Below are 20,737 nucleotides of genomic sequence, written 5' to 3' on the forward strand. Positions count from 1 at the left end.
ACATGGCGGGATTCGGCGAGCCCGGGGTGACCACGGTGGATGCCGCCGGGCTGACCGTGGGCGTGGTGGCCGCGCGCTGGCACGCCGACCTGACCGACCACATGCTCGACCGGGCGGTGGCGGCGGCCGAGGCGTGCGGCGCCCGGTCGGTGGTCGCCCGGGTGGCCGGCTCGGTGGAGCTGTCGGTGGTGGCCCAGGCCCTGGCCCGGCGCTGCGACGTGGTGGTCGCCCTCGGCGTGGTGGTCCGGGGCGCGACCGCGCACTTCGACTACGTCTGCCGGTCGGTGACCGACGGCCTCACCCGCGTCGCCCTGGACGAGGGGAAGCCGGTGGCGCACGGGGTGCTCACCGTGGAGACGATCGAGCAGGCCCGCGACCGGGCCGGGCTGCCCGGCTCGGCGGAGGACAAGGGTTGGGCGGCCACCGTGGCGGCCCTCGACGCCGCGCTGGCCATCCGGGACGTGGCCGCGGCCAACGGCCACCGGGTCGGCTTCGGCCGCTGACCCCCGCCCGTCGTTAATCGGCTCGTTCTGCGGCGTGTCGCGGTGTCCCTGATCGGGGACACCGCGACACGCCGCAACGGGGGCGGAGCTCGACCGTCCCGGTGGGAAGGACGCGGCCGGACCCGGTGCGCGAGGTATCGCCCGGTGACTGGAAGAATCGGATCCCGTGAAGACGTTCGAGGAGTTGTTCGCCGAGCTGCAGGCCAAGGCCGCCGCCGGCACCCCGGGCTCGGGCACGGTCGCCGCCCTGGAGAAGGGCGTGCACTTCATCGGCAAGAAGGTCGTCGAGGAGGCGGCCGAGTCGTGGATGGCCGCCGAGCACGAGGGGCCGGAGCGGACCGCCGAGGAGATCTCCCAACTGCTCTACCAGGTCCAGGTGCTGATGCTCGCCAGCGGTCTCGAGCTCAAGGACGTCTACCGACATCTGTGAGTGCGCCCCGTCGTTGATCACATCTGATCGAAGGAGCACTCCGTCATGCTGCGTGTCGCCGTACCCAACAAGGGCGCCCTGGCCGAGAAGGCCGCCGAGATGCTGCGCGAGGCGGGCTACCGCCAGCGCACCGACCCGAAGGACCTCGTCAGTCGGGACGAGCCCAACGACATCGAGTTCTTCTACCTGCGTCCCAAGGACATCGCCACCTACGTCGGCTCCGGTGACCTCGACGTCGGGATCACCGGCCGCGACCTGCTGATCGACTCCGGCGCGCCGGCCGAGGAGGTGATGGACCTGGCCTTCGCCCGGGCCACCTTCCGCTTCGCCGCCCGCCCGGAGGACGTCCACTCCGTGCAGGAGCTGGGCGGGCACCGGATCGCCACCGCGTACCCGGGGCTGGTCGATCGGTACCTCGGCGAGCTGGGGGTCAAGGCTGACGTGATCCGGCTGGACGGGGCGGTGGAGAACGCCATCCGGCTCGGCGTCGCCGACGTGGTCGCCGACGTGGTGGAGACCGGGGCCACCCTGCGCCAGGCCGGCCTGGTCGTCTTCGGTGACCCGCTGCTGCGCTCCTCGGCGGTGCTGGTCCGCCGCACCGGCGCCCCGACCCACCCGCAGGCCGAGCAGTTGCTGCGCCGCCTGCACGGGGTGCTGGTCGCCCGCCGCTACGTCATGCTCGCCTACGACGTGCCGGCCGGCCTGCTGGACCGGGCCAGCTCGCTGACCCCGGGCATCGAGTCGCCGACGGTGTCCCCGCTGCACCGGGAGGGCTGGGTCGCCGTGCAGGCGATGGTGCTCCGCGACGACGTGCACCGGATCATGGACGAGCTGTACGACCTCGGCGCCCGCGCCATCCTGGTCACCAACATCCACGCCTGCCGGCTGTGAGGTCACTGCCGCCGACGGCCGCGCTGGCCCTGGTGGTGCTCGGCGGGGTGGCGTCGGCCGCTCAGGGGGCGGCGAATGCCGAGCTGGGCGAGCGGGTGGGCAGTCCCGTACTCGGGGCGGTGGTCAACAACGCCGGTGGCTCGCTGCTGGTCCTGGTCGGACTGCTGGTCCTGCCGTCGATGCGGACCGGGCTCGCCGTGCTGCGCCGGTCCCGGCTGCCCTGGTGGTGCTACCTGGGTGGGCTCGGCGGGGCGGCGATCATCGTGATCGGCACGTACGTCGTACCGGTGCTCGGGGTGGCCGTCTTCACCATCGCCCAGGTCGCCGGGGGCAGTCTCGGCGGCCTGGCGGTGGACCGGGCCGGGCTCGCCCCGGTGGGCCGGCTCGCGCTCACCCCGTCCCGGGTGGCCGGCGCCCTGCTCGGCACGGCGGCCGTGGGGCTCGCCCAGCTGGGTCAGCCCCTGGGCGAGCTGGCCGTCGGCCTGGTCCTGCTCGCCGTGTTGGGCGGCCTGGCGGTCGCCGTGCAGTCCGCGCTGAACGGCCGGGTGGCCGCGGCGGGCACCGCCGCGGCCAGCACCGCGATGAACTTCGCCGTCAGCACGCCGGCCGTGCTGGCCGTCGCGGCGCTCGCCGGCGGGTTCACCGTGGCCCGGCCCGACTGGCCACCCGCCTGGTATCTGTACACCGGCGGGCTGCTCGGGGTCGGCATCGTGGCCAGTCTGCTGGTCGGCGTGCGGGCGCTCGGCGTGCTGCGGACCGGTCTGGCGTTGGTCGCCGGCCAGCTCGGCGGGGGACTGCTGCTGGACCTGCTGCTGCCCGGTGGGCCGGGGCTGCGCTGGTCCGTCCTGGCCGGCGCGGTGCTCACGCTGGTCGCCTCGGTGGTCGCCGGCCAGCAGCGGCGTCCGGCCGCTCGGACGGCCCCGGCGTCCGCCGGCACCCGGTCGGTGCCGGCGGCGCGGTCCCCGGAGGATCCGGCGGGACGGCAGCGGCGGGACTCCGCGTACGCCGACCGGCCCGTTCCGCCGGCCGGCTGACACCGCTCCGCGGTCGGGTGACGTGGGTGCCGGCCGTGTGGCGGCGGAACACGGCCCGGGACCGGGTGGCAGACTGGTGGGGTGAGCGATACCGAGCTGATCCGCCTCAAGCCCCGTCGCATCCGGGTGGTCTGCTGGGCCTCGGCGGCCGCCCTCCTGGTGGTCTTCAGCCTGGTGGCGACCTCGCTCACCGGCCGGACCGGCGACGGCTACGGCACCTTCCAGCGCGGCGACCAGCTCGCCATGGTCGGCCTCGGCGTCTTCGGCGCGCTGGCGATCCTGCTCTTCACCCGGCCCCGGGTCGAGGCGGACGCCCGGGGCGTACGGGTGCGCAACGTGATCGGCTCCTACGAGCTGCCCTGGGAGGTCGTCCGCGGGGTGCGGTTCGACCGGGGCACCCCCTGGGCCAGCCTGGAGCTGCACGACGACGACGTGCTCCCGATGGTCGCCCTCCAGGCCGCCGACAAGGAGATCGCGGTCGAGGGTGTCCGCGCGCTGCGCCGGCTGCACCAGGCCCACCTGGCCGCGTCGGCCGCCGGCCAGACGAGTCGCTGAGCCCCCGGTCACACCCGCGCTGACCTGCGAGCCCGGTTTGGGGATGCCTGGAGCGAGGGTGTAGTGTTGCCGAGTCGACCAGACTGCCCCCGTTCCGACGTGCGGGCGGTCTTGAAGCGGAGCGCCTGCTCCCACCCGAGTCGCCCCTGACGGTGGCCGGGTCCGGTCCCCGGTTCCGGGCACGTCCTGGTCCCGGATGCGCGATCATGTGATCGTGCCGACCGGTCGAGCGGGCCCTGGCATGCGCCAGGGCCTTCTGCTTTCCGGCGGCCCCCACCCGGGGGCCCACGGGGTCGCCACACGCAGGACACTCGACTCGAGGAGGCCCCATCAGCGTCGAACCACGCGTGAACGAGCAGATCCGGGCACGTGAGGTCCGACTGGTCGGCCCTGAGGGTGAGCAGGTGGGCATCGTCCCGCTGGAGCGCGCCCTGCAGCTGGCCGCGGACGTCGACCTGGACCTGGTCGAGGTTGCGCCGATGGCGCGCCCGCCGGTGTGCAAGCTCATGGACTTCGGCAAGTTCAAGTACGAGAGCGCACTCAAGGCGCGCGAAGCGCGGCGTAACCAGCAGCAGACCGTCATCAAGGAGATGAAGCTCCGGCCGAAGATCGACCCGCACGACTACGAGACCAAGAAGGGTCACGTGGTGCGGTTCCTCAAGGCGGGCGACAAGGTCAAGGTGACGATCATGTTCCGCGGTCGCGAGCAGAGCCGCCCGGAGCTGGGTTACCGGCTCCTGCGCCGGCTCGAGTCCGAGATCACGGACCTGGGATACGTCGAGGCCGCTCCGAAGCAGGACGGTCGAAACATGATCATGGTTCTCGCCCCGCACCGGGCCGTGAAGGCCTCCGCGGTCGCCGCCACGGCGTCCCGCGGTGGACCTCGGGAACGGGCCGCGGAGGAGGCCGGTGCTCCAGAGGCCGGCGAGACCCCGGAGGCCGGCGAGACCGCAGCAGCCGGCGAGACCGGCCCGACCGCTGACACCAGCGGCCAGTAACAGGGAGAAGACGTTCCACATGCCGAAGATGAAGAGCCACACGGGTATGGGCAAGCGGGTCAAGGTGACCGGCAAGGGCAAGATCGTTGCCCAGCAGGCCGGCCTCCGCCACAACCTGGAGAAGAAGCCCTCCACCCAGACCCGCCGGCTGACCGGCACGGTCGAGCTGGCCAAGGCTGACGTCAAGCGCATCAAGAAGCTGCTCGGCCGCTGACGCGCGCCACCTGAACCGAAGAAGGAGTTGAGATGGCACGCGTCAAGCGGGCTGTGAACGCCCAGAAGAAGCGTCGTACCCTGCTGGAGACCGCGAGTGGTTACCGCGGTCAGCGCTCCCGGCTGTACCGCAAGGCCAAGGAGCAGGTGCTGCACTCGATGCAGTACGCCTACCGGGACCGTCGCGACCGCAAGGGCGACTTCCGGCAGCTCTGGATCCAGCGCATCAACGCTGGCGCCCGGGCCAACGGCATGACCTACAACCGGCTGATCCAGGGCCTGCGCCTGGCCGGCATCGAGGTCGACCGCAAGATCCTGGCCGACCTGGCCGTCAACGACGCCGCGGCGTTCGCCGCGATCGTCGAGCTGGCCCGCGCCGCCGTGGCGGCCGAGGGCACCGGTGGCGCCGCGGCCCAGGCCGCCTGATCCACCCACAGCAGATCGAGGCGTCTCCCATGCAGTCACCATCGCGCGGGAGGCGCCTCGACGCTGTCTCCGGCCCGTTCACCCCGCGTACCCCCAGGGTCGTCGCCGCCCGCCGGCTGCAGCGCCGCCGGGACCGCGACGCCGCGGGCCGGTTCCTGGCCGAGGGCCCGCAGGCGGTCCGCGAGGCCCTCGCGCGCGCCGGAACGGTCACCGAGCTGTTCGGTACGCCGGCCGCCCTCGACCGGTACCCCGACCTCGCGGCGGAGGCCGCCCGGGCCGACGTGCCCGTCTCCGAGGTGACCGACGAGGCCCTGGCGGCGCTCGCCGAAACCGTCGCCCCGCAGGGCCTGGTCGCCGTCTGCCGGCACCTCGACGTGCCGCTGGAGACCGCCCTGGCCGGTGGCCCGCGGCTGGTCGCGGTGCTCGCCGAGATCCGCGACCCGGGCAACGCCGGCACCGTGCTGCGCACCGCCGACGCGGCCGGCGCGGGCGCGGTGGTCTTCGCCGGTGACGCGGTCGACCCGTACAACGGCAAGTGTGTGCGGGCGTCGGCCGGCAGCCTGTTCCACGTCGACGTGGTCCGCGCCCCCGACCCTCTCGACGTGGTCGCCGCGCTGCGGGCCGCCGGGCTCACCGTGCTCGCCACGACCGGGTACGGCGACAGCGACCTCGACGACCTCATCGACTACGGGCGGCTCGCCGCCCCCACCGCCTGGCTCTTCGGCTCCGAGGCGCACGGGCTGCCCGAGGAGTTGACCGCCGCCGCCGACGCCCGGGTCCGGGTGCCGCTGCACGGCCGCGCCGAGAGCCTGAACCTGGCTGCGGCCGCCGCCGTCTGCCTGTACGCTTCAGCCAGAGCACTGCGCTGACCTCGTCACGCGCGCTACTGAGCACAGGGGAGTCGTCCGCATGGTGAACGCGTCACGGCGTTCGTTTAGCCAGCCCGCCGGTGTCGGCGGGCGGCGGGCCTGACCCTTCCCCCGCGTAACTCCCACCGGCGGGCTGCGGCACAGCCGCGCGTCCGTAGACTCGCCTAGCCGCCCGTGAGGGCCGGCGCCGCCGTGAGGGAGTGCCCGTACGCCATGAGCTACCGCAACGATCCGTACGACCCGAAGCAGGTCGCCCTGCTGGACCCGGCCGCCCTGGCCGAGGCCGTCGCCGCCGCCGAGAAGGCGTTCGCCACCGCCGCCGACCCGGACGCGCTGACCGCGCTGCGCCCCGCGCACCTCGGGGACCGGGCCCCGGTCTCGCTCGCGCGCCGGGAGATCGGCGCGCTGCCGCCGGCCGCGAAGTCCGACGCGGGCAAGCGGGTCAACGAGGCCCGCCGGGCGATCGAGAGCGCCTACGCCGCCCGCCAGGAGGTCCTGGAGCGCGAGCAGGCCGCCCGGGTGCTGGTCGAGGAGCGGGTCGACGTGACCCTGCCGTACGACCGGCACCCCCGGGGCGCCCGTCACCCGTTGAGCACCCTGATGGAGCAGATCAGCGACCTGTTCGTCGGGATGGGCTACGAGGTGGCCGAGGGCCCCGAGGTCGAGCTGGAGTGGACCAACTTCGACGCGCTGAACATCCCCGCCGACCACCCGGCGCGGGGCCTGATGGACACCTTCCACATCGCACCGTCGGCGGGCTCCGCCGCCGCCGGCGCGGCGGCCGGCGGCTCAGTGAGCTCGGGCCTTGTTCTCCGCACCCACACCTCGCCGGTGCAGGCGCGCACCATGCTCACCCGCAAGCCGCCGATCTACGTGGTGGTGCCCGGCCGGGTCTACCGCACCGACGAGCTGGACGCCACCCACGCGCCGGTCTTCCACCAGGTCGAGGGCCTGGTGGTGGACAAGGGCATCACCATGGCGCACCTGCGCGGCACGCTCGACCACTTCGCCCGGGCGATGTTCGGCGAGGGCGCGAAGACCCGCTTCCGGCCGCACTACTTCCCGTTCACCGAGCCGTCGGCCGAGTTCGACGTCTGGTTCCCGGAGCACCGGGACGGGCCGCGCTGGGTGGAGTGGGGCGGCTGCGGCATGGTCAACCCGCGGGTGCTGCGCGCCTGTGGCATCGACCCGGAGGTCTACTCCGGATTCGCGTTCGGCATGGGCATCGACCGCACCGTGATGTTCCGGCACGGGGTCAGCGACATGCGGGACATGGCCGAGGGCGACGTGCGGTTCACCCGCGCGTTCGGGGTCGGGGCGTAGGCGATGCGGGTACGAGTCACGGGAACGGTGGTCTGAAGTCATGCGAGTTTCTGTCAGTTGGCTGCGGGAGTACGTCGACCTCCCCGCCGACCTGCCCACCGGCGATTTGGAGCAGGCCCTGGTCGACCTCGGCATCGAGGTCGATTCCGTGGTGGACCTGCGGGAGACCGTCACCGGTGCGCTGGTGGTCGGCGAGGTCCTGGAGATCGAGGAGCTGACCGGCTTCAAGAAGCCGATCCGGTTCTGCCGGGTCGACGTCGGCGGTGCCAACGGCACCGGCGAGCCGCAGGAGATCGTCTGCGGGGCGCGCAACTTCGCCCCGGGCGACCGGGTGGTGGTGATCCTCCCCGGTGGCGTGCTGCCGGGGGACTTCGTCATCGGCGCGCGCAAGACCTACGGGCGCAACTCCGCCGGCATGATCTGCTCGGCCAAGGAGCTGGGCCTGGGTGACGACCACTCCGGCATCATCGTGCTGCCGCCGGACACCCCGGCCAAGCCGGGCGACGACGCGCGGCCCGTCGTGGGGCTCGACGACGTCGTGGTCGAGCTGGACATCACCCCCGACCGGGGGTACGCGCTGAGCGTGCGCGGCCTGGCCCGCGAGCTGGGGCACGCCCTCGGCGTACCGTTCCGCGACCCGGGCCTGACGCCCGCGCCCGGCGGCACCGCCGAGCCGGCGTACCCGGTCGAGGTGCGCGACACGGTCGGCTGCGACCGGTTCGCCGCGCGGATGGTGCGGGGCATCGACCCCACCGCCGAGACGCCCAACTGGATGTCGCGGCGGCTCACCGTGGCCGGCGTACGCAGCATCTCGCTGCCGGTCGACATCACCAACTACGTGATGCTCGAACTCGGCCAGCCGATGCACGCCTTCGACGCCGACCGGATCAGCGGCCCGCTGGTGGTTCGCCGCGCCGAGGCGGGGGAGAAGCTGACCACCCTGGACGGGGTGGCCCGCACCCTGACCGCCGAGGACATGGTCATCTGCGACGACACCGGGCCGATCTCGCTCGCCGCGGTGATGGGCGGCGAGACCAGCGAGGTGATCGGCGGCACCACCGACGTGCTCTTCGAGGCCGCCCACTGGGACCCGGTGATGGTCGGGCGCACCGCCCGCCGGCACCGGCTGTTCAGCGAGGCGGCGAAGCGCTGGGAGCGGGGCGTCGACCCGGCCCTGCCGCTGGTCGCCCTGGAGCGGGCGGTGCGGCTGCTCACCGAGCACGCCGGTGGCACCGTCGGCGAGCAGATCCTGGACATCGACCACGTGCGGCCGGTGCGGCCGGTCATCCTCCCGGCCGACCTGCCGTCCCGGCGGGTCGGGGTGGCGTACTCCCCGGAGCGGGTGGTCGCCCTGCTGGAGCAGGTCGGCTGCACCGTCGTCCGGGGCGCCGACCGGCTGGCCGAGGACCCGGGCGAGGTCGGCGTGGCCGCCGGCGCCGGCGACGTGCTCACCGTGACCCCGCCGACCTGGCGACCCGACCTCACCGACCCGGCCGACCTGGTCGAGGAGGTGGTCCGCCTCGACGGGTACGACCGGGTGCCGTCCGTGCTGCCCACCGCGCCCGCCGGGCGTGGCCTCACCTGGCAGCAGCGCCGCCGCCGGGCGGTGGCCCGCGCGCTGGCCGAGCGCGGCCACGTCGAGGTGCTGGCCCACCCGTTCACCGCGCCGGAGCTCGCCGACCAGCTCGGCCTTCCCGCCGACGACCCGCGCCGGGCGGCGGTCCGGCTGGCCAACCCGCTGTCCGAGGAGGAGCCGGTGCTGCGGACCACGCTGCTCGGCCCGCTGCTCGGCATCCTCAAGCGCAACCTGGGCCGGGGCCAGCGGGACCTCTCCGTCTACGAGATCGGGACGGTCTTCCACCCGCGCGCCGGTGCCGGCACCCCGCCGGCGATGGGCGTGGACCGGCGGCCCACCGAGGCCGAGTTCGCCGCCGCCGACGCGGTGGTGCCGTACCAGCCGCGGCACGTCGCGGTCGTGCTGGCCGGCGACGTCGACCCGGCCGGCTGGTGGGGTCCGGGGCGGGCGGCCGGCTGGGCGGACGCGGTCGAGGCCGGCCGGGTGGTGCTCGCCGCCGCCGACATCCCGGCGGACCGGATCGAGGTGCGGGCCGTCGAGTACGCGCCCTGGCACCCGGGGCGCTGCGCGGAGCTGCTGGTCGACGGGGCGATCGTCGGTCACGCCGGCGAGCTGCACCCGGCCGTGGTGGCGGCGCTGGAGCTGCCCCGCCGCACCAGCGCCATGGAGCTGGACCTGGACGCGTTGCCGGCCCCGCCGGTCGCGCCCGCGCCGACCGTGTCCGGCTTCCCGCCGGCGCTGATCGACGTGGCGCTGGTGCTGGACGAGTCGGTGCCCGCGGCCCAGGTGGAGCAGGCGCTGGTCGAGGGCGCCGGCGAGCTGCTGGAGAGCGTCCGGCTCTTCGACGTGTACGCCTCCGAGCAGCTCGGCGCGGGACGCCGGTCGCTGGCGTACAAGCTCACCTTCCGGGCCCCGGACCGGACGCTGACCGTGGAGGAGGCGGTGGCCGCCCGCGACGCGGCCGTCGCCCTCGCGGCGCAGCGGTTCGGCGCCACGCTGCGCGGCGCCTGACCGGTGCCGCTCCTCGGATGGCTGGTGGTGGCCGGCGCGCTCGCGTCGGCCGCCGCCGCGGCCCGGGCCGGGCGCGACCGGCCGGGCGTGCGCGGCGCCGTGCGGGCCGGCGGGCGCTCGCCCCGGCTGATGGTGCGGTACAGCTCGGTCAGCTCGGGCCCGGGCGGTACGCCGAGTTCACCGGCGAGCGCCTGGCGGGCCGACCGGTAGGTCCGCACGGCGGCGGCCCGTCGCCGGCCCGGTGCTGGGCGCGCATCAGCAGGCACCAGCCGGGCTCCCGCCGCGGGTGCTCCGCGACGTGTCCCCGCAGCAGGGCCAGCAGCGCCGGCGCACCGGGGTCGCCGAGGTCCAGCCGCGCCCGGGCGGCGGTTCGGTGGTCGACCAGAGCGCCGTGGCCTGCTCGCACCGGCATTTCAGCCGGCCAATCATCCTAGTCCAGGTATGCGTACCGTCATGGACCTTGTTCGGAGCGTGGCCCATCGGCCGAAAGGCCACCGCCGACGGCATGTTCGGCTACCCACCGGTCACATGTGAGCGGTTAACCTGCTTGGATTCCGACCACCACCCCGATCACACCCCCACCACCCCCACCGGGAGCTGACCCCATGTCCGAGGATCCGGGCCCCGCGCCGCTCTCCGTCGACGTCTGCATCGTCGGGGGTTGTGGCCGGGTCGGCTTGCCGCTGGGCATCGCGTTCGTCGCCCGCGGCCTCTCCGTCGTGCTGTACGACATCAACGCCGACGCGGTCGCCACGGTGAACGCGGGCACCCTGCCCTTCGCCGAGCCGGGCGCGGCCGACGCGCTGGCCGAGGCGGTCTCCGCCGGCCGGCTGCGGGCCACCACCGACCCGGTCGCCGTGGGCCTCTCCGAGCACCTGGTGGTGGTCGTCGGCACGCCGGTCGACGAGCACCTCAACCCGGACCTGGGCGCGGTGCCCCGGGCGCTGGAGCGCTGCGCCGAGCACCTGCGCGACGGGCAGTTGGTGGTGCTGCGCAGTACCGTCTACCCCGGCGTGACGGCGCTGACCGAGAAGCTGCTCGCCGGCAAGGGCATCAAGGCCGACGTGGCGTTCTGCCCAGAGCGGATCGCCGAGGGCCGGGCGATGACCGAGCTGTTCACGCTGCCGCAGATCGTCGCAGCCCGCACGCCCGCCGCCCTGGCCCGGGCGGAGAAGCTGTTCCGGCACCTCACCGAGCAGATCGTCCCGCTCGAGCCGGAGGAGGCGGAGCTGGCGAAGCTGTTCACCAACACCTGGCGGTACATCAAGTTCGCCACCGCCAACCAGTTCTGGATGATGGCCAACGACTTCGGGCTGGACTTCGCCCGGATCCGGCACGCGGTCGCCCACGACTACCCGCGCGCGGCGGACCTGCCGATGCCGGGCTTCGCCGCCGGGCCGTGCCTGTTCAAGGACACCATGCAGCTGGCCGCGTTCAACCGGAACAACTTCGTGCTGGGCCACTCCGCGATGCTGATCAACGAGGGGCTGCCGCTCTACCTGGTGTCCCGGCTGGAGGACCGGTTCGACCTGTCCGAGCTGACCGTGGGCATCCTCGGGATGGCCTTCAAGGGCGGTTCGGACGATCCGCGGGAGAGCCTGGCGTACAAGCTGCGCAAGATCCTGGCGTTGAAGACCCGGGAGACCATCTGCACCGACCCGTACGTGGCCGACGAGCGCCTGGTCGACCTGGACGAGGTGCTGCGCCGGGCCGACCTGCTGGTCATCGCCGCCCCGCACGAGCAGTACGCCCGGCTGGACACCGACAAGCCGGTGATCGACATGTGGGGCCTGACCGGGACGGGGGTGCGGGTGTGAGGCCCCGGGTGTCGGTGATCGTGCCGGTCTACAACGAGGGCGAGGCCATCCTGCGCTGCCTCGAACGGATGCTGCGCGAGATGCTGCTCCCGGCCGAGGTGCTGATCGTGCACGACATGCCGGAGGACACCACCGTCCCGTACGTCGAGCAGATCGCCGGCACCGACCCGCGGGTGCGGGCGGTGCTCAACACGTACGGGCGCGGGCCGGCCAACGCCATCCGGTTCGGCATCGACGCCGCGCTCGCCCCGGTCGTCGTGGTGACCATGGCCGACGGCTGTGACGACCCGCGCCAGATCGACGAGCTGGCCCGGCTGGTGGACCGGGGCGTGGTGGTCGCCGCCGCCTCCCGCTACATGCCCGGCGGGCAGCAGGTCGGCGGGCCCCGGCTGAAGCGGATGATGTCCCGCTGGGCGGGGCGCAGCCTCTACACGCTGGCCCGGGTGGGCACCCGGGACGCCACCAACAGCTTCAAGGCGTACGACACGGCGTTCGTCCGGGAGGTCGGCATCGAGTCGCGCACCGGCTTCGAGATCGGGCTGGAGCTGACCGCGAAGGCCACCCGGCTGCGGCTGCCGGTCGCCGAGATCCCCACCATCTGGCTGGACCGGCCGCTGGGGGAGTCCCACTTCGACCTGGGTCGGTTCCTCCCCGGCTACCTGCGGTGGTACTTCTTCGCCTACGGTCGACGGCTGAGCCCGGAGAAGCTGACCGCCCGCACGGCCCCGGCCGTGCCCGCCCCGCGCGGCGAGCGGGACAGCACCGAGTACGAGAAGACCGCATAGGAGCGCACGTGGCGAAGGTCCTGGTAACTGGTTCGGCCGGCTTCATCGGCGGTTACCTCGTCGAGGAGTTGCTGGGCCGGGGCCACGAGGTGGTCGGCATCGACAACTTCTCCAAGTACGGCCCGGTCACCCACAGCTACGACACCCATCCCCGGTTCCGGTTCGTGGAGGGCGACGCCCGCGACGTCGACCTGCTCACCGAGCTGCTGGACGGCTGCGACCACCTGGTCGCCGGGGCGGCGATGATCGGCGGCATCTCCTACTTCCACGCCTACGCCTACGACCTGCTCGCCACCAACGAGCGGATCATGGCGGCCACCTGCGACGCGGCCATCCGCGCCCACCGCGACGGCAGCCTGGCGAAGGTCACCTACCTCTCCTCCTCGATGGTCTACGAGTCCACCGAGCACTGGCCCAGCAAGGAGGGCGACGAGCGGCGCATCCCGCCGCCGCTGTCCTCGTACGGCTTCCAGAAGCTGGCCGTGGAGTACTACGCCCGGGCCGCCTGGGAGCAGTACCAGCTGCCGTACACCATTGTCCGGCCGTTCAACTGCGTCGGCGTGGGGGAGGGGCGGGCGCTCGGCCAGGCCGAGGTGCTCTCCGGCAACGTCAAGCTCGCCATGTCGCACGTCGTGCCGGACCTGGTGCAGAAGATCGTCAAGGGGCAGGACCCGCTGCACATCCTCGGCGAGGGCCACCAGGTGCGGCACTACACCTACGGCGGGGACCTGGCCCGGGGCATCGCCACCGCGGTGGAGCACCCGGCGGCCCGCAACGACGACTTCAACCTCTCCACCGCCGAGTCGACCAGCGTGCTGGAGCTGGCCGAGCTGATCTGGCGCAAGATCAAGGGTCCGGACGTGCCGTTCCGGTACGTCTCCGACGAGCCCTACCAGTACGACGTGCAGAAGCGGGTGCCGGACGTGACCAAGGCCCGCGAGGTCCTCGACTTCACCGCCACCACCTCGCTGGACGAGATGCTCGACGAGGTCGTGCCGTGGGTGACCCGGGCGGTCGAGGAGGGCCGCCTCTGAGCGCCCGTCCCGTTCGTCCCCGCCCGGCCCGCGTCGCCCCCCGCGACGCGGGCCGGGCTGTTTGTACTCAAGTGACCGCCGTCACCTACTCATGTCCATGCAGTGGGACGTATGAACTTGCAGCGGAGGGGTGGAGGCCGGTAGCCTTCTCTGCATAGTCATGCGGAGGTGAGTATGGGTATTCGAGTCGCGGTCGCGGGAGCGAGCGGATACGCGGGCGGCGAGCTGCTGCGCCTGGTCGCCGGGCACCCCGAGCTCGACCTCGTCGCCGCCACCGCCCATTCCCAGGCCGGCCAGCCCGTCAGCGCCGTACACCCGCAGCTGGCCGGGCTCGACCTGACGCTCACGGTGACCGACCCGGCGGCCCTGGCCGACGCGGACCTGGTCTTCCTGGCCCTGCCGCACGGCGAGTCGGCGGCCCTCGCCGCCGCCCTGCCGGCGACGGTCAAGGTGGTCGACCTCGGCGCCGACCACCGGCTGCACGACGCCGACGCCTGGGCCCGCTACTACGGCGGCCCAAACGCCGGCGCCTGGACCTACGGCCTGCCCGAGCTGCCCGGCCAGCGGGCGGCGATCGCCGCCGCCACCCGGGTGGCCAGCACCGGCTGCTACGCCGTGGCCACCACCCTCGCCCTGGCCCCGCTGATCGCCGCCGGCGCGGTCTTCCCCACCGACGTGGTGGTGGTCGCCGCCTCCGGCACCTCCGGCGCCGGCCGGGCCGCCAAGGCCCACCTGCTCGGCAGCGAGGTGATGGGCGACCTGTCGCCCTACAAGGTCGGCGCCCACCAGCACGTCCCGGAGATCAAGCAGGCCACCGGCGCGACCAGCCTCTCCTTCACCCCGGTGCTCGCGCCCATGCCGCGCGGCATCCTCGCCACCGTCACCGCGGTGCCGACCGGCGACGCCGACCCGCGCGACGTGCTGGCCCGGGCGTACGCGGACGCGCCGTTCGTGCACGTCCTGCCCGAGGGCGCCTGGCCGCACACCGCCGCCACGGCCGGCTCGAACTCCTGCCACCTGCAGGCGGGCGTCGACCTCGACTCCGGCCGGGTGATCGCGGTCAGCGCGATCGACAACCTCGGCAAGGGCGCCGCCGGCCAGGCCGTGCAGTGCGCCAACCTCATGCTCGGCCTGCCCGAGACCACCGGCCTGACGACGTTCGGGGTGGCACCGTGAGCGCGAGGAGTGCAGCGAAGCGGAGCCCCGCAGTCGCGAATGAGAGGGGCACCGTGAGCGCGAGGAGTGCAGCGAAGCGGAGCCCCACAGTCGCGAACGAGAGGCAAGCACCGTGACCGTCACCACCCCCCGGGGATTCCGGGCGGCCGGGGTCGCCGCCGGGCTCAAGACCAGCGGCGCCGCCGACCTCGCCCTCGTCGTCAACGACGGCCCCGACGCCGGGATCGCCGGCGTCTTCACCGCCAACCGGGTCAAGGCCGCACCGGTGCTCTGGACCCAGCAGGTGGTCCGGGGCGGCGTGGTCCGCGCCGTGGTGCTCAACTCCGGCGGCGCCAACGCCTGCACCGGCCCGGCCGGCTTCCAGGACACCCACGCCACCGCCGAGCACACCGCCGCCGCGTTGACCTCGGTCAGCCCCCGGCTGATGCTCGGCGCCGGCGAGGTCGCGGTCTGCTCCACCGGCCTGATCGGCGAGCGGCTGCCGATGCAGAAGCTGCTGCCCGGCGTGCGCAGCGCCATCCGGGGGCTCGGCCGCGACGGCGGCACGGCGGCCGCCGAGGCGATCATGACCACCGACACCCGCCCCAAGACCACCGTCGCCCGGGGCAGTGGCTGGACCGTCGGCGGCATGGCCAAGGGCGCCGGGATGCTCGCCCCGGCCATGGCCACCATGCTCTGCGTACTCACCACCGACGCGGTCGCGGGGCCGGAGGCGCTCGACGCCGCGCTGCGGGCCGCCACCGGGGTCACCTTCGACCGGATCGACTCCGACGGCTGCATGTCGACCAACGACACGGTGCTGCTGCTGTCCAGCGGCGCGTCCGGCGTCGAGCCCACCCAGGCGGAGCTGACCGCCGCGGTCACCGCCGCCTGCCACGACCTGGCCCAGCAGCTCATCGCCGACGCCGAGGGCGCCACCAAGCAGATCGCGATCGACGTGGTCGGCGCCGCCACCGAGGCCGACGCGGTCGAGGCGGGCCGGTCGGTGGCCCGGAACAACCTGGTCAAGACCGCGCTGTTCGGCAACGACCCGAACTGGGGGCGGATCCTCGCCGCCGTGGGCACCACCGCCGCCGCCTTCGAGCCGGACGGCGTCGACGTCGCGGTCAACGGGATCTGGGTGTGCCGCTCCGGCGCCGCCGCCGAGGACCGCGCCAAGGTCGACCTGTCCGGCCGGGACGTCACCATCCGGATCGACCTGCACGCCGGCTCCTCGGCCGCGACGATCTGGACCAACGACCTGTCGCACGCGTACGTGCACGAGAACTCGGCGTACTCCTCATGAGCCTCACCGCCGACCTCACCCGGGCCCAGGTCAAGGCCGAGACGCTGATCGAGGCCCTGCCCTGGCTGGCCCGCTTCTCCGGCGCCACCGTCGTGGTCAAGTACGGCGGCAACGCCATGGTCGAACCCGCGCTCCAGCGCGCCTTCGCCGCCGACATGGTCTTCCTCCGCTACGCCGGCCTCAAGCCGGTCGTCGTGCACGGCGGCGGCCCGCAGATCTCCGCCATGCTCGGCCGGCTCGGCATCGCCAGCGAGTTCCGGGGCGGCCTGCGGGTCACCACCCCCGAGGCGATGGACATCGTCCGGATGGTGCTGGTCGGGCAGGTCGGCCGGGAACTGGTCGGGCTGATCAACGCGCACGGCCCGTTCGCCGTCGGCCTCTCCGGCGAGGACGCCGGGCTGTTCACCGCCGTCCGCCGGCCCGCGTACGTCGACGGGCAGCCGGTGGACGTCGGGCAGGTCGGCGACGTGGAGTCGGTCGACGTCTCGGCGGTGACCGACCTGATCGCGGCCGGCCGGATCCCGGTCATCTCGACCGTCGCGCCGGACGCCGACGGGGTGCTGCACAACCTCAACGCCGACACCGCCGCCGCCGCGCTCGCCGTCGCCCTCGACGCCCGCAAGCTGGTGGTCCTCACCGACGTGGCCGGCCTGTACGCCGACTGGCCGGACACCACCAGCCTGGTCAGCGAGATCACCGACGACGAGCTGGCGAAGCTGCTGCCGTCCCTGGAGTCGGGGATGGTCCCGAAGATGGAGGCCTGCCTGCGGGCGGTGCGCGGGGGCGTACCCGCCGCGCACGTCGTCGACGGCCGGGTCGCCCACTCCACGCTGCTGGAGGTCTTCACCTCGGAAGGATTCGGCACGATGGTCGTGAGCGCGAGGAGCGAGCTTGCGAGCCCCGCAGTCGCGAACAAGGAAGGCACGGTCCCCGCATGAGCACGCTGGTCGAACGCTGGGGCCAGGCCCTGATGGACAACTACGGCAGGCCGCCGCTGGCGCTGGTCTCCGGCTCCGGCGCCGTCGTGGTCGACGAGGCCGGCCGGGAGTACGTCGACCTGCTCGGCGGCATCGCGGTCAACGCCCTCGGCCACGCCCACCCGGCCGTGGTGGCCGCCGTCTCCCGGCAGGTCGCCACCCTGGGCCACGTCTCCAACCTGTTCGTCGCCGAGCCCCCGGTGGCCCTGGCGGAGCTGCTGCTGGCCCTCGCCGGCCGGCCCGGCCGGGTGTTCTTCGCCAACTCCGGCGCGGAGGCGAACGAGGCGGCGTTCAAGCTCTCCCGGCTCACCGGCCGCACTCATGTCGTCGCCGCCCGGGGCGGCTTTCACGGCCGGACCATGGGGGCGCTCGCGCTCACCGGCCAGCCCGCCAAGGCCGACCCGTTCCGCCCGCTGCCCGGCGACGTCACCCACGTGGCGTACGGCGACACCGCCGCCCTCGACGCGGCCGTCACCGACGCGACCGCCATGGTGATCCTCGAGCCGATCCAGGGTGAGAACGGCGTCGTCGTGCCGCCCGCCGGCTACCTGGCCGACGCGCGGCGGATCACCGCCCGGCACGGCGCCCTGCTCGTCCTGGACGAGGTGCAGACCGGGATCGGCCGCACCGGGCACTGGTTCGCCCACCAGGCCGACGGGATCGAGCCGGACGTGGTGACCCTGGCCAAGGGGCTCGGCGGCGGGCTGCCCATCGGGGCCTGCCTCGCCTTCGGCCGGGCCGGGGAGCTGCTCGCACCCGGCTCGCACGGCACCACCTTCGGCGGCAACCCGGTCAGCTGCGCCGCCGCCCTGGCGGTGGTCGCCACCATCGCCAGCGAGGGGCTGCTCGACCACGTCAAGCGGACCGGCGAACGGCTGCGCCGGGGCGTCGAGGCGCTCGGGCACCCGCTGGTCGCCGAGGTCCGGGGCGCCGGCCTGCTGCTCGGGATCGTGCTCACCGCCCCGGCCTCCGGCCCGGTCACCGCCGCGCTGCGCGAGGCGGGCTTCCTGGTCAACCCGGTGCAGCCGAACGTGGTCCGGCTCGCTCCGCCGCTGATCCTCACCGCCGACCAGGTGGACGCCTTCCTGGCCACCCTCCCCGCCGCCCTCGACGCGGCGGCGCCCGCCGACCTCGCGCCGGCCGCCGCCGAACCGACCACGACCAGCGCCACGGAGGTCAACGCATGATCCGGCACTTCCTGCGCGACGACGACCTGACCCCCGCCGAGCAGTCCACCGTGCTCGACCTGGCCGCCCGGATGAAGGCCGACCGGTTCGCGTACACGCCGCTGGCCGGGCCACGGTCCGTGGCGGTGCTCTTCGACAAGCAGAGCCTGCGTACCCGGATCTCCTTCGACGCCGGCATCGCCGAGCTGGGCGGTCACCCCCTGGTCGTGGACACCCAGGTCACCCACTTCGGGCGGGGCGAGACCCTCGCCGACGCCGGGCGGGTGCTCTCCCGCTACGTCGCCGCGATCGTGCTGCGCACCCACGGCGACGACCGGATCGCCGAGGTCGCCTCGCACGCCACCGTGCCGGTGATCAACGCCCTCACCGACGGCTACCACCCCTGCCAGCTGCTGGCCGACCTGCTCACCGTCCGCGAGCACTGCGGCGGCACCCGGGGGCGGACCCTGGCGTACGTCGGGGACGCCGCCAACAACCTGTCGCACTCCTACCTGCTCGCCGGCGCGACCGCCGGGATGCACGTCCGGGTCGCCGGCCCGGCCGGCTTCCAGCCCGACCCCGACGTGGTGGCCCGCGCCGAGAAGATCGCCCTCGGCACCGGCGGATCGGTCCGGGCGCTCGTCGACCCGGTCGAGGCGGTCCGCGGGGCCGACGTGGTCGCCACCGACACCTGGACCTCGATGGGCCAGGAGGAGGACGGGCTGGACCGGATCACCCCGTTCCTGCCGTACCAGGTCAACGACGCGCTGCTGGCCCACGCCGCGACCGACGTGATCGTGCTGCACTGCCTGCCCGCGCACCGGGGCGAGGAGATCACCGACGAGGTGCTGGACGGGCCGCGCAGCGCGGTCTTCGACCAGGCGGAGAATCGCCTGCACGCCCAGAAGGCGCTGCTGACGTATCTCCTGGAGGCCTCACCATGACCGCCCCGCTGACCCGCGCCGCCCGGCACGGCCGCATCGTCGAGCTGATCCGCGACAAGGCGATCCACTCGCAGACCGAGCTGGCCGACCTGCTCGCCACCGACGGCATCCAGGTCACCCAGGCCACCCTCTCCCGCGACCTCAAGGAGCTGGGCGCGGTCACCGCCCGCAGCGGCGACGGGCGGGGCGTCTACCTGATCCCCGAGGACGGCCAGCGGCCGCTGCGCGACGCCGAGGCCGCCCCGGCCCGGCTGGTCCGGCTGCTGCGCGAGCTGCTCAACGGGGTCGACTCCAGCGGCAACATCGCCGTCCTGCGCACCCCGCCGGGCGCAGCCCACTACCTGGCCAGCGCGTTGGACCGAGCGGGCCTGCCCGAGATCGTCGGCACCATCGCCGGCGACGACACCATCCTCGTCGTGGCCCGCGAGGCCGTCGGCGGGGCCGCGCTCGGCGACAAGCTCGCCGGGTGGGCCCGCCGGGAAGAACATGTTGAAGGGAGCACCACACCATGACCGAGCGGGTCGTCCTTGCCTACTCCGGAGGTCTCGACACCTCCGTGGCCATTCCGTACCTCGCCGAGCAGACCGGCGCCGAGATCGTCGCGGTGGCCGTCGACGTCGGCCAGGGCGGCGAGGACCTCGACGCCATCCGGCAGCGCGCGCTGGCCTGCGGCGCCGTCGAGTCCGAGGTGGTCGACGCGCGCGACGAGTTCGCCGCCGACTACTGCCTGCCGGCGATGCGCGCCAACGCCCTCTACATGGACCGCTACCCGCTGGTCTCGGCGCTGTCCCGGCCGCTGATCGTCAAGCACCTGGTGGCCGCGGCCCGCAAGCACGGCGGCACGATCGTCTCGCACGGCTGCACCGGCAAGGGCAACGACCAGGTCCGCTTCGAGGTCGGGCTGGGCGCCCTCGCCCCCGACCTGAAGATCATCGCCCCGGCCCGGGACTTCGCCTGGACCCGGGACAAGGCCATCGCCTTCGCCGAGGAGAAGGGCCTGCCGATCGACGTGTCGGCCAAGTCGCCGTACTCCATCGACCAGAACCTCTGGGGTCGCGCGGTGGAGACCGGCTTCCTGGAGGACATCTGGAACGGTCCCATCGAGGACCTGTACTCCTACACCGCCGACCCGGCCGAGCCGCGCGACGCCGACGAGGTCGTGATCACCTTCGACGCCGGCAACCCGGTCGCCATCGACGGCGAGACCGTCACCCCGTACCAGGCGATCCTGGAGCTGAACCGGCGCGCCGGCGCCCAGGGCGTCGGCCGGCTCGACATGGTCGAGGACCGCCTCGTCGGCATCAAGAGCCGCGAGGTGTACGAGGCCCCCGGCGCGATCGCGCTGATCACCGCCCACCAGGAGCTGGAGGCGGTCACCGTCGAGCGCGACCTGGCCCGGTTCAAGCGCGGCGTCGACCAGCGCTGGGGCGAGCTGGTCTACGACGGCCTCTGGTTCTCGCCGCTCAAGGACAGCCTGGACGCCTTCATCGACGACGCCCAGCGGCACGTCTCCGGCGAGGTGCGGCTCACCCTGCACGGCGGCCGCGCCACCGTCACCGGCCGGCGCTCCGAGGCCAGCCTCTACGACTTCGGCATGGCCACCTACGACACCGGCGACACCTTCGACCAGTCCCTGGCGAAGGGTTTCGTGCAGCTGTGGGGCCTGCCGAGCAAGATGGCCGCCGCACGCGACGCCCGGCTGGGTGGCTCCTGATCGTGGGGAC

Annotated in this window: 22 protein-coding genes and 1 pseudogene; 22 read left to right on the top strand and 1 reads right to left on the bottom strand. The window is 73.7% G+C overall.

Annotated elements, in window-relative coordinates:
* The first annotated feature begins 2 nt into the window (after positions 1-2).
* The 12 genes from ribH to ACTWM8_RS12280 all read left to right on the top strand — a co-directional run bounded on the left by ribH (position 3) and on the right by ACTWM8_RS12280 (position 10,039).
* Entirely contained in the window at positions 3-503 is a 501-nt protein-coding gene (ribH, locus tag ACTWM8_RS12225; RefSeq protein WP_210778930.1) for a 6,7-dimethyl-8-ribityllumazine synthase, read from the top strand.
* Positions 504-669: 166 nt separating this feature from the next.
* Entirely contained in the window at positions 670-933 is a 264-nt protein-coding gene (locus tag ACTWM8_RS12230; RefSeq protein ID WP_013732805.1) for a phosphoribosyl-ATP diphosphatase, read from the top strand.
* Positions 934-978: 45 nt separating this feature from the next.
* Positions 979-1,824, top strand: a complete 846-nt coding sequence (gene hisG / locus ACTWM8_RS12235; RefSeq protein ID WP_088962703.1) for an ATP phosphoribosyltransferase — start codon at positions 979-981, stop codon at positions 1,822-1,824.
* On the top strand, positions 1,821-2,858 hold the full coding sequence (locus tag ACTWM8_RS12240) for a DMT family transporter (RefSeq protein WP_446213910.1): 1,038 nt from the start codon (positions 1,821-1,823) through the stop codon (positions 2,856-2,858). Before hisG ends, ACTWM8_RS12240 begins: the two co-directional genes overlap by 4 nt.
* An 81-nt stretch (positions 2,859-2,939) precedes the next feature.
* The gene (locus tag ACTWM8_RS12245; protein ID WP_446213911.1) at positions 2,940-3,413 is read left to right on the top strand and encodes a PH domain-containing protein; all 474 of its coding nucleotides are present in this window, start codon (positions 2,940-2,942) and stop codon (positions 3,411-3,413) included.
* A gap of 347 nt (positions 3,414-3,760) precedes the next feature.
* A complete protein-coding gene (gene infC, locus ACTWM8_RS12250) occupies positions 3,761-4,411 on the top strand; it encodes a translation initiation factor IF-3 (protein ID WP_089015062.1) in 651 nt (216 codons plus the stop codon).
* 19 nt (positions 4,412-4,430) lie between these two features.
* Complete coding sequence (rpmI, locus tag ACTWM8_RS12255) at positions 4,431-4,625, top strand: 50S ribosomal protein L35 (protein WP_026267805.1); 195 nt, start codon at positions 4,431-4,433, stop codon at positions 4,623-4,625.
* 32 nt (positions 4,626-4,657) lie between these two features.
* Positions 4,658-5,050: a 50S ribosomal protein L20 gene (gene rplT, locus ACTWM8_RS12260; protein ID WP_030335718.1), complete on the top strand. Its 393-nt coding sequence runs from the start codon at positions 4,658-4,660 to the stop codon at positions 5,048-5,050.
* Between the two features lie 29 nt (positions 5,051-5,079).
* Positions 5,080-5,919: a TrmH family RNA methyltransferase gene (locus ACTWM8_RS12265; protein WP_446213912.1), complete on the top strand. Its 840-nt coding sequence runs from the start codon at positions 5,080-5,082 to the stop codon at positions 5,917-5,919.
* Positions 5,920-6,132: 213 nt separating this feature from the next.
* Positions 6,133-7,242 carry a phenylalanine--tRNA ligase subunit alpha gene (gene pheS, locus ACTWM8_RS12270; protein WP_446213913.1) on the top strand — a complete coding sequence of 370 codons (1,110 nt, stop codon included), beginning with the start codon at positions 6,133-6,135 and terminating at the stop codon, positions 7,240-7,242.
* 40 nt (positions 7,243-7,282) lie between these two features.
* Positions 7,283-9,829, top strand: coding sequence for a phenylalanine--tRNA ligase subunit beta (gene pheT / locus ACTWM8_RS12275; protein ID WP_446213914.1), 2,547 nt, complete (start codon positions 7,283-7,285; stop codon positions 9,827-9,829).
* A 3-nt stretch (positions 9,830-9,832) separates the two neighbouring features.
* Entirely contained in the window at positions 9,833-10,039 is a 207-nt protein-coding gene (locus ACTWM8_RS12280) for a hypothetical protein (protein ID WP_446214735.1), read from the top strand.
* Here the strand turns inward: ACTWM8_RS12280 and ACTWM8_RS12285 are convergent.
* A pseudogene (locus ACTWM8_RS12285) lies at positions 10,018-10,241 on the bottom strand (BTAD domain-containing putative transcriptional regulator); the annotation flags it as partial. The gene ACTWM8_RS12280 and the pseudogene ACTWM8_RS12285 overlap by 22 nt on opposite strands.
* Positions 10,242-10,434: 193 nt before the next feature.
* Between ACTWM8_RS12285 and ACTWM8_RS12290 the strand changes: the two are divergent.
* The 10 genes from ACTWM8_RS12290 (at position 10,435) to ACTWM8_RS12335 (ending at position 20,727) form a co-directional block, all read left to right on the top strand.
* Positions 10,435-11,646 carry a nucleotide sugar dehydrogenase gene (locus tag ACTWM8_RS12290; protein ID WP_446213915.1) on the top strand — a complete coding sequence of 404 codons (1,212 nt, stop codon included), beginning with the start codon at positions 10,435-10,437 and terminating at the stop codon, positions 11,644-11,646.
* Positions 11,643-12,431, top strand: coding sequence for a glycosyltransferase family 2 protein (locus ACTWM8_RS12295; RefSeq protein WP_446213916.1), 789 nt, complete (start codon positions 11,643-11,645; stop codon positions 12,429-12,431). The genes ACTWM8_RS12290 and ACTWM8_RS12295 overlap by 4 nt, the downstream gene beginning before the upstream one ends.
* Positions 12,432-12,439: 8 nt before the next feature.
* Positions 12,440-13,465, top strand: coding sequence for an NAD-dependent epimerase/dehydratase family protein (locus ACTWM8_RS12300; RefSeq protein WP_446213917.1), 1,026 nt, complete (start codon positions 12,440-12,442; stop codon positions 13,463-13,465).
* Positions 13,466-13,639: 174 nt separating this feature from the next.
* Complete coding sequence (argC, locus tag ACTWM8_RS12305; RefSeq protein ID WP_446213918.1) at positions 13,640-14,641, top strand: N-acetyl-gamma-glutamyl-phosphate reductase; 1,002 nt, start codon at positions 13,640-13,642, stop codon at positions 14,639-14,641.
* 112 nt (positions 14,642-14,753) lie between these two features.
* Positions 14,754-15,926, top strand: coding sequence for a bifunctional glutamate N-acetyltransferase/amino-acid acetyltransferase ArgJ (gene argJ, locus ACTWM8_RS12310; protein ID WP_446213919.1), 1,173 nt, complete (start codon positions 14,754-14,756; stop codon positions 15,924-15,926).
* Entirely contained in the window at positions 15,923-16,864 is a 942-nt protein-coding gene (gene argB / locus ACTWM8_RS12315; RefSeq protein WP_446213920.1) for an acetylglutamate kinase, read from the top strand. Before argJ ends, argB begins: the two co-directional genes overlap by 4 nt.
* Positions 16,861-18,090, top strand: a complete 1,230-nt coding sequence (locus ACTWM8_RS12320) for an acetylornithine transaminase (RefSeq protein WP_446213921.1) — start codon at positions 16,861-16,863, stop codon at positions 18,088-18,090. Before argB ends, ACTWM8_RS12320 begins: the two co-directional genes overlap by 4 nt.
* Positions 18,087-19,013, top strand: coding sequence for an ornithine carbamoyltransferase (gene argF / locus ACTWM8_RS12325; protein WP_446213922.1), 927 nt, complete (start codon positions 18,087-18,089; stop codon positions 19,011-19,013). Before ACTWM8_RS12320 ends, argF begins: the two co-directional genes overlap by 4 nt.
* Positions 19,010-19,525, top strand: a complete 516-nt coding sequence (locus tag ACTWM8_RS12330) for an arginine repressor (protein WP_446213923.1) — start codon at positions 19,010-19,012, stop codon at positions 19,523-19,525. The genes argF and ACTWM8_RS12330 overlap by 4 nt, the downstream gene beginning before the upstream one ends.
* Positions 19,522-20,727 carry an argininosuccinate synthase gene (locus ACTWM8_RS12335; protein WP_446213924.1) on the top strand — a complete coding sequence of 402 codons (1,206 nt, stop codon included), beginning with the start codon at positions 19,522-19,524 and terminating at the stop codon, positions 20,725-20,727. Before ACTWM8_RS12330 ends, ACTWM8_RS12335 begins: the two co-directional genes overlap by 4 nt.
* Positions 20,728-20,737 lie beyond the last annotated feature (10 nt).

The sequence above is a fragment of the Micromonospora sp. IBSANI012 genome (assembly GCF_052814045.1).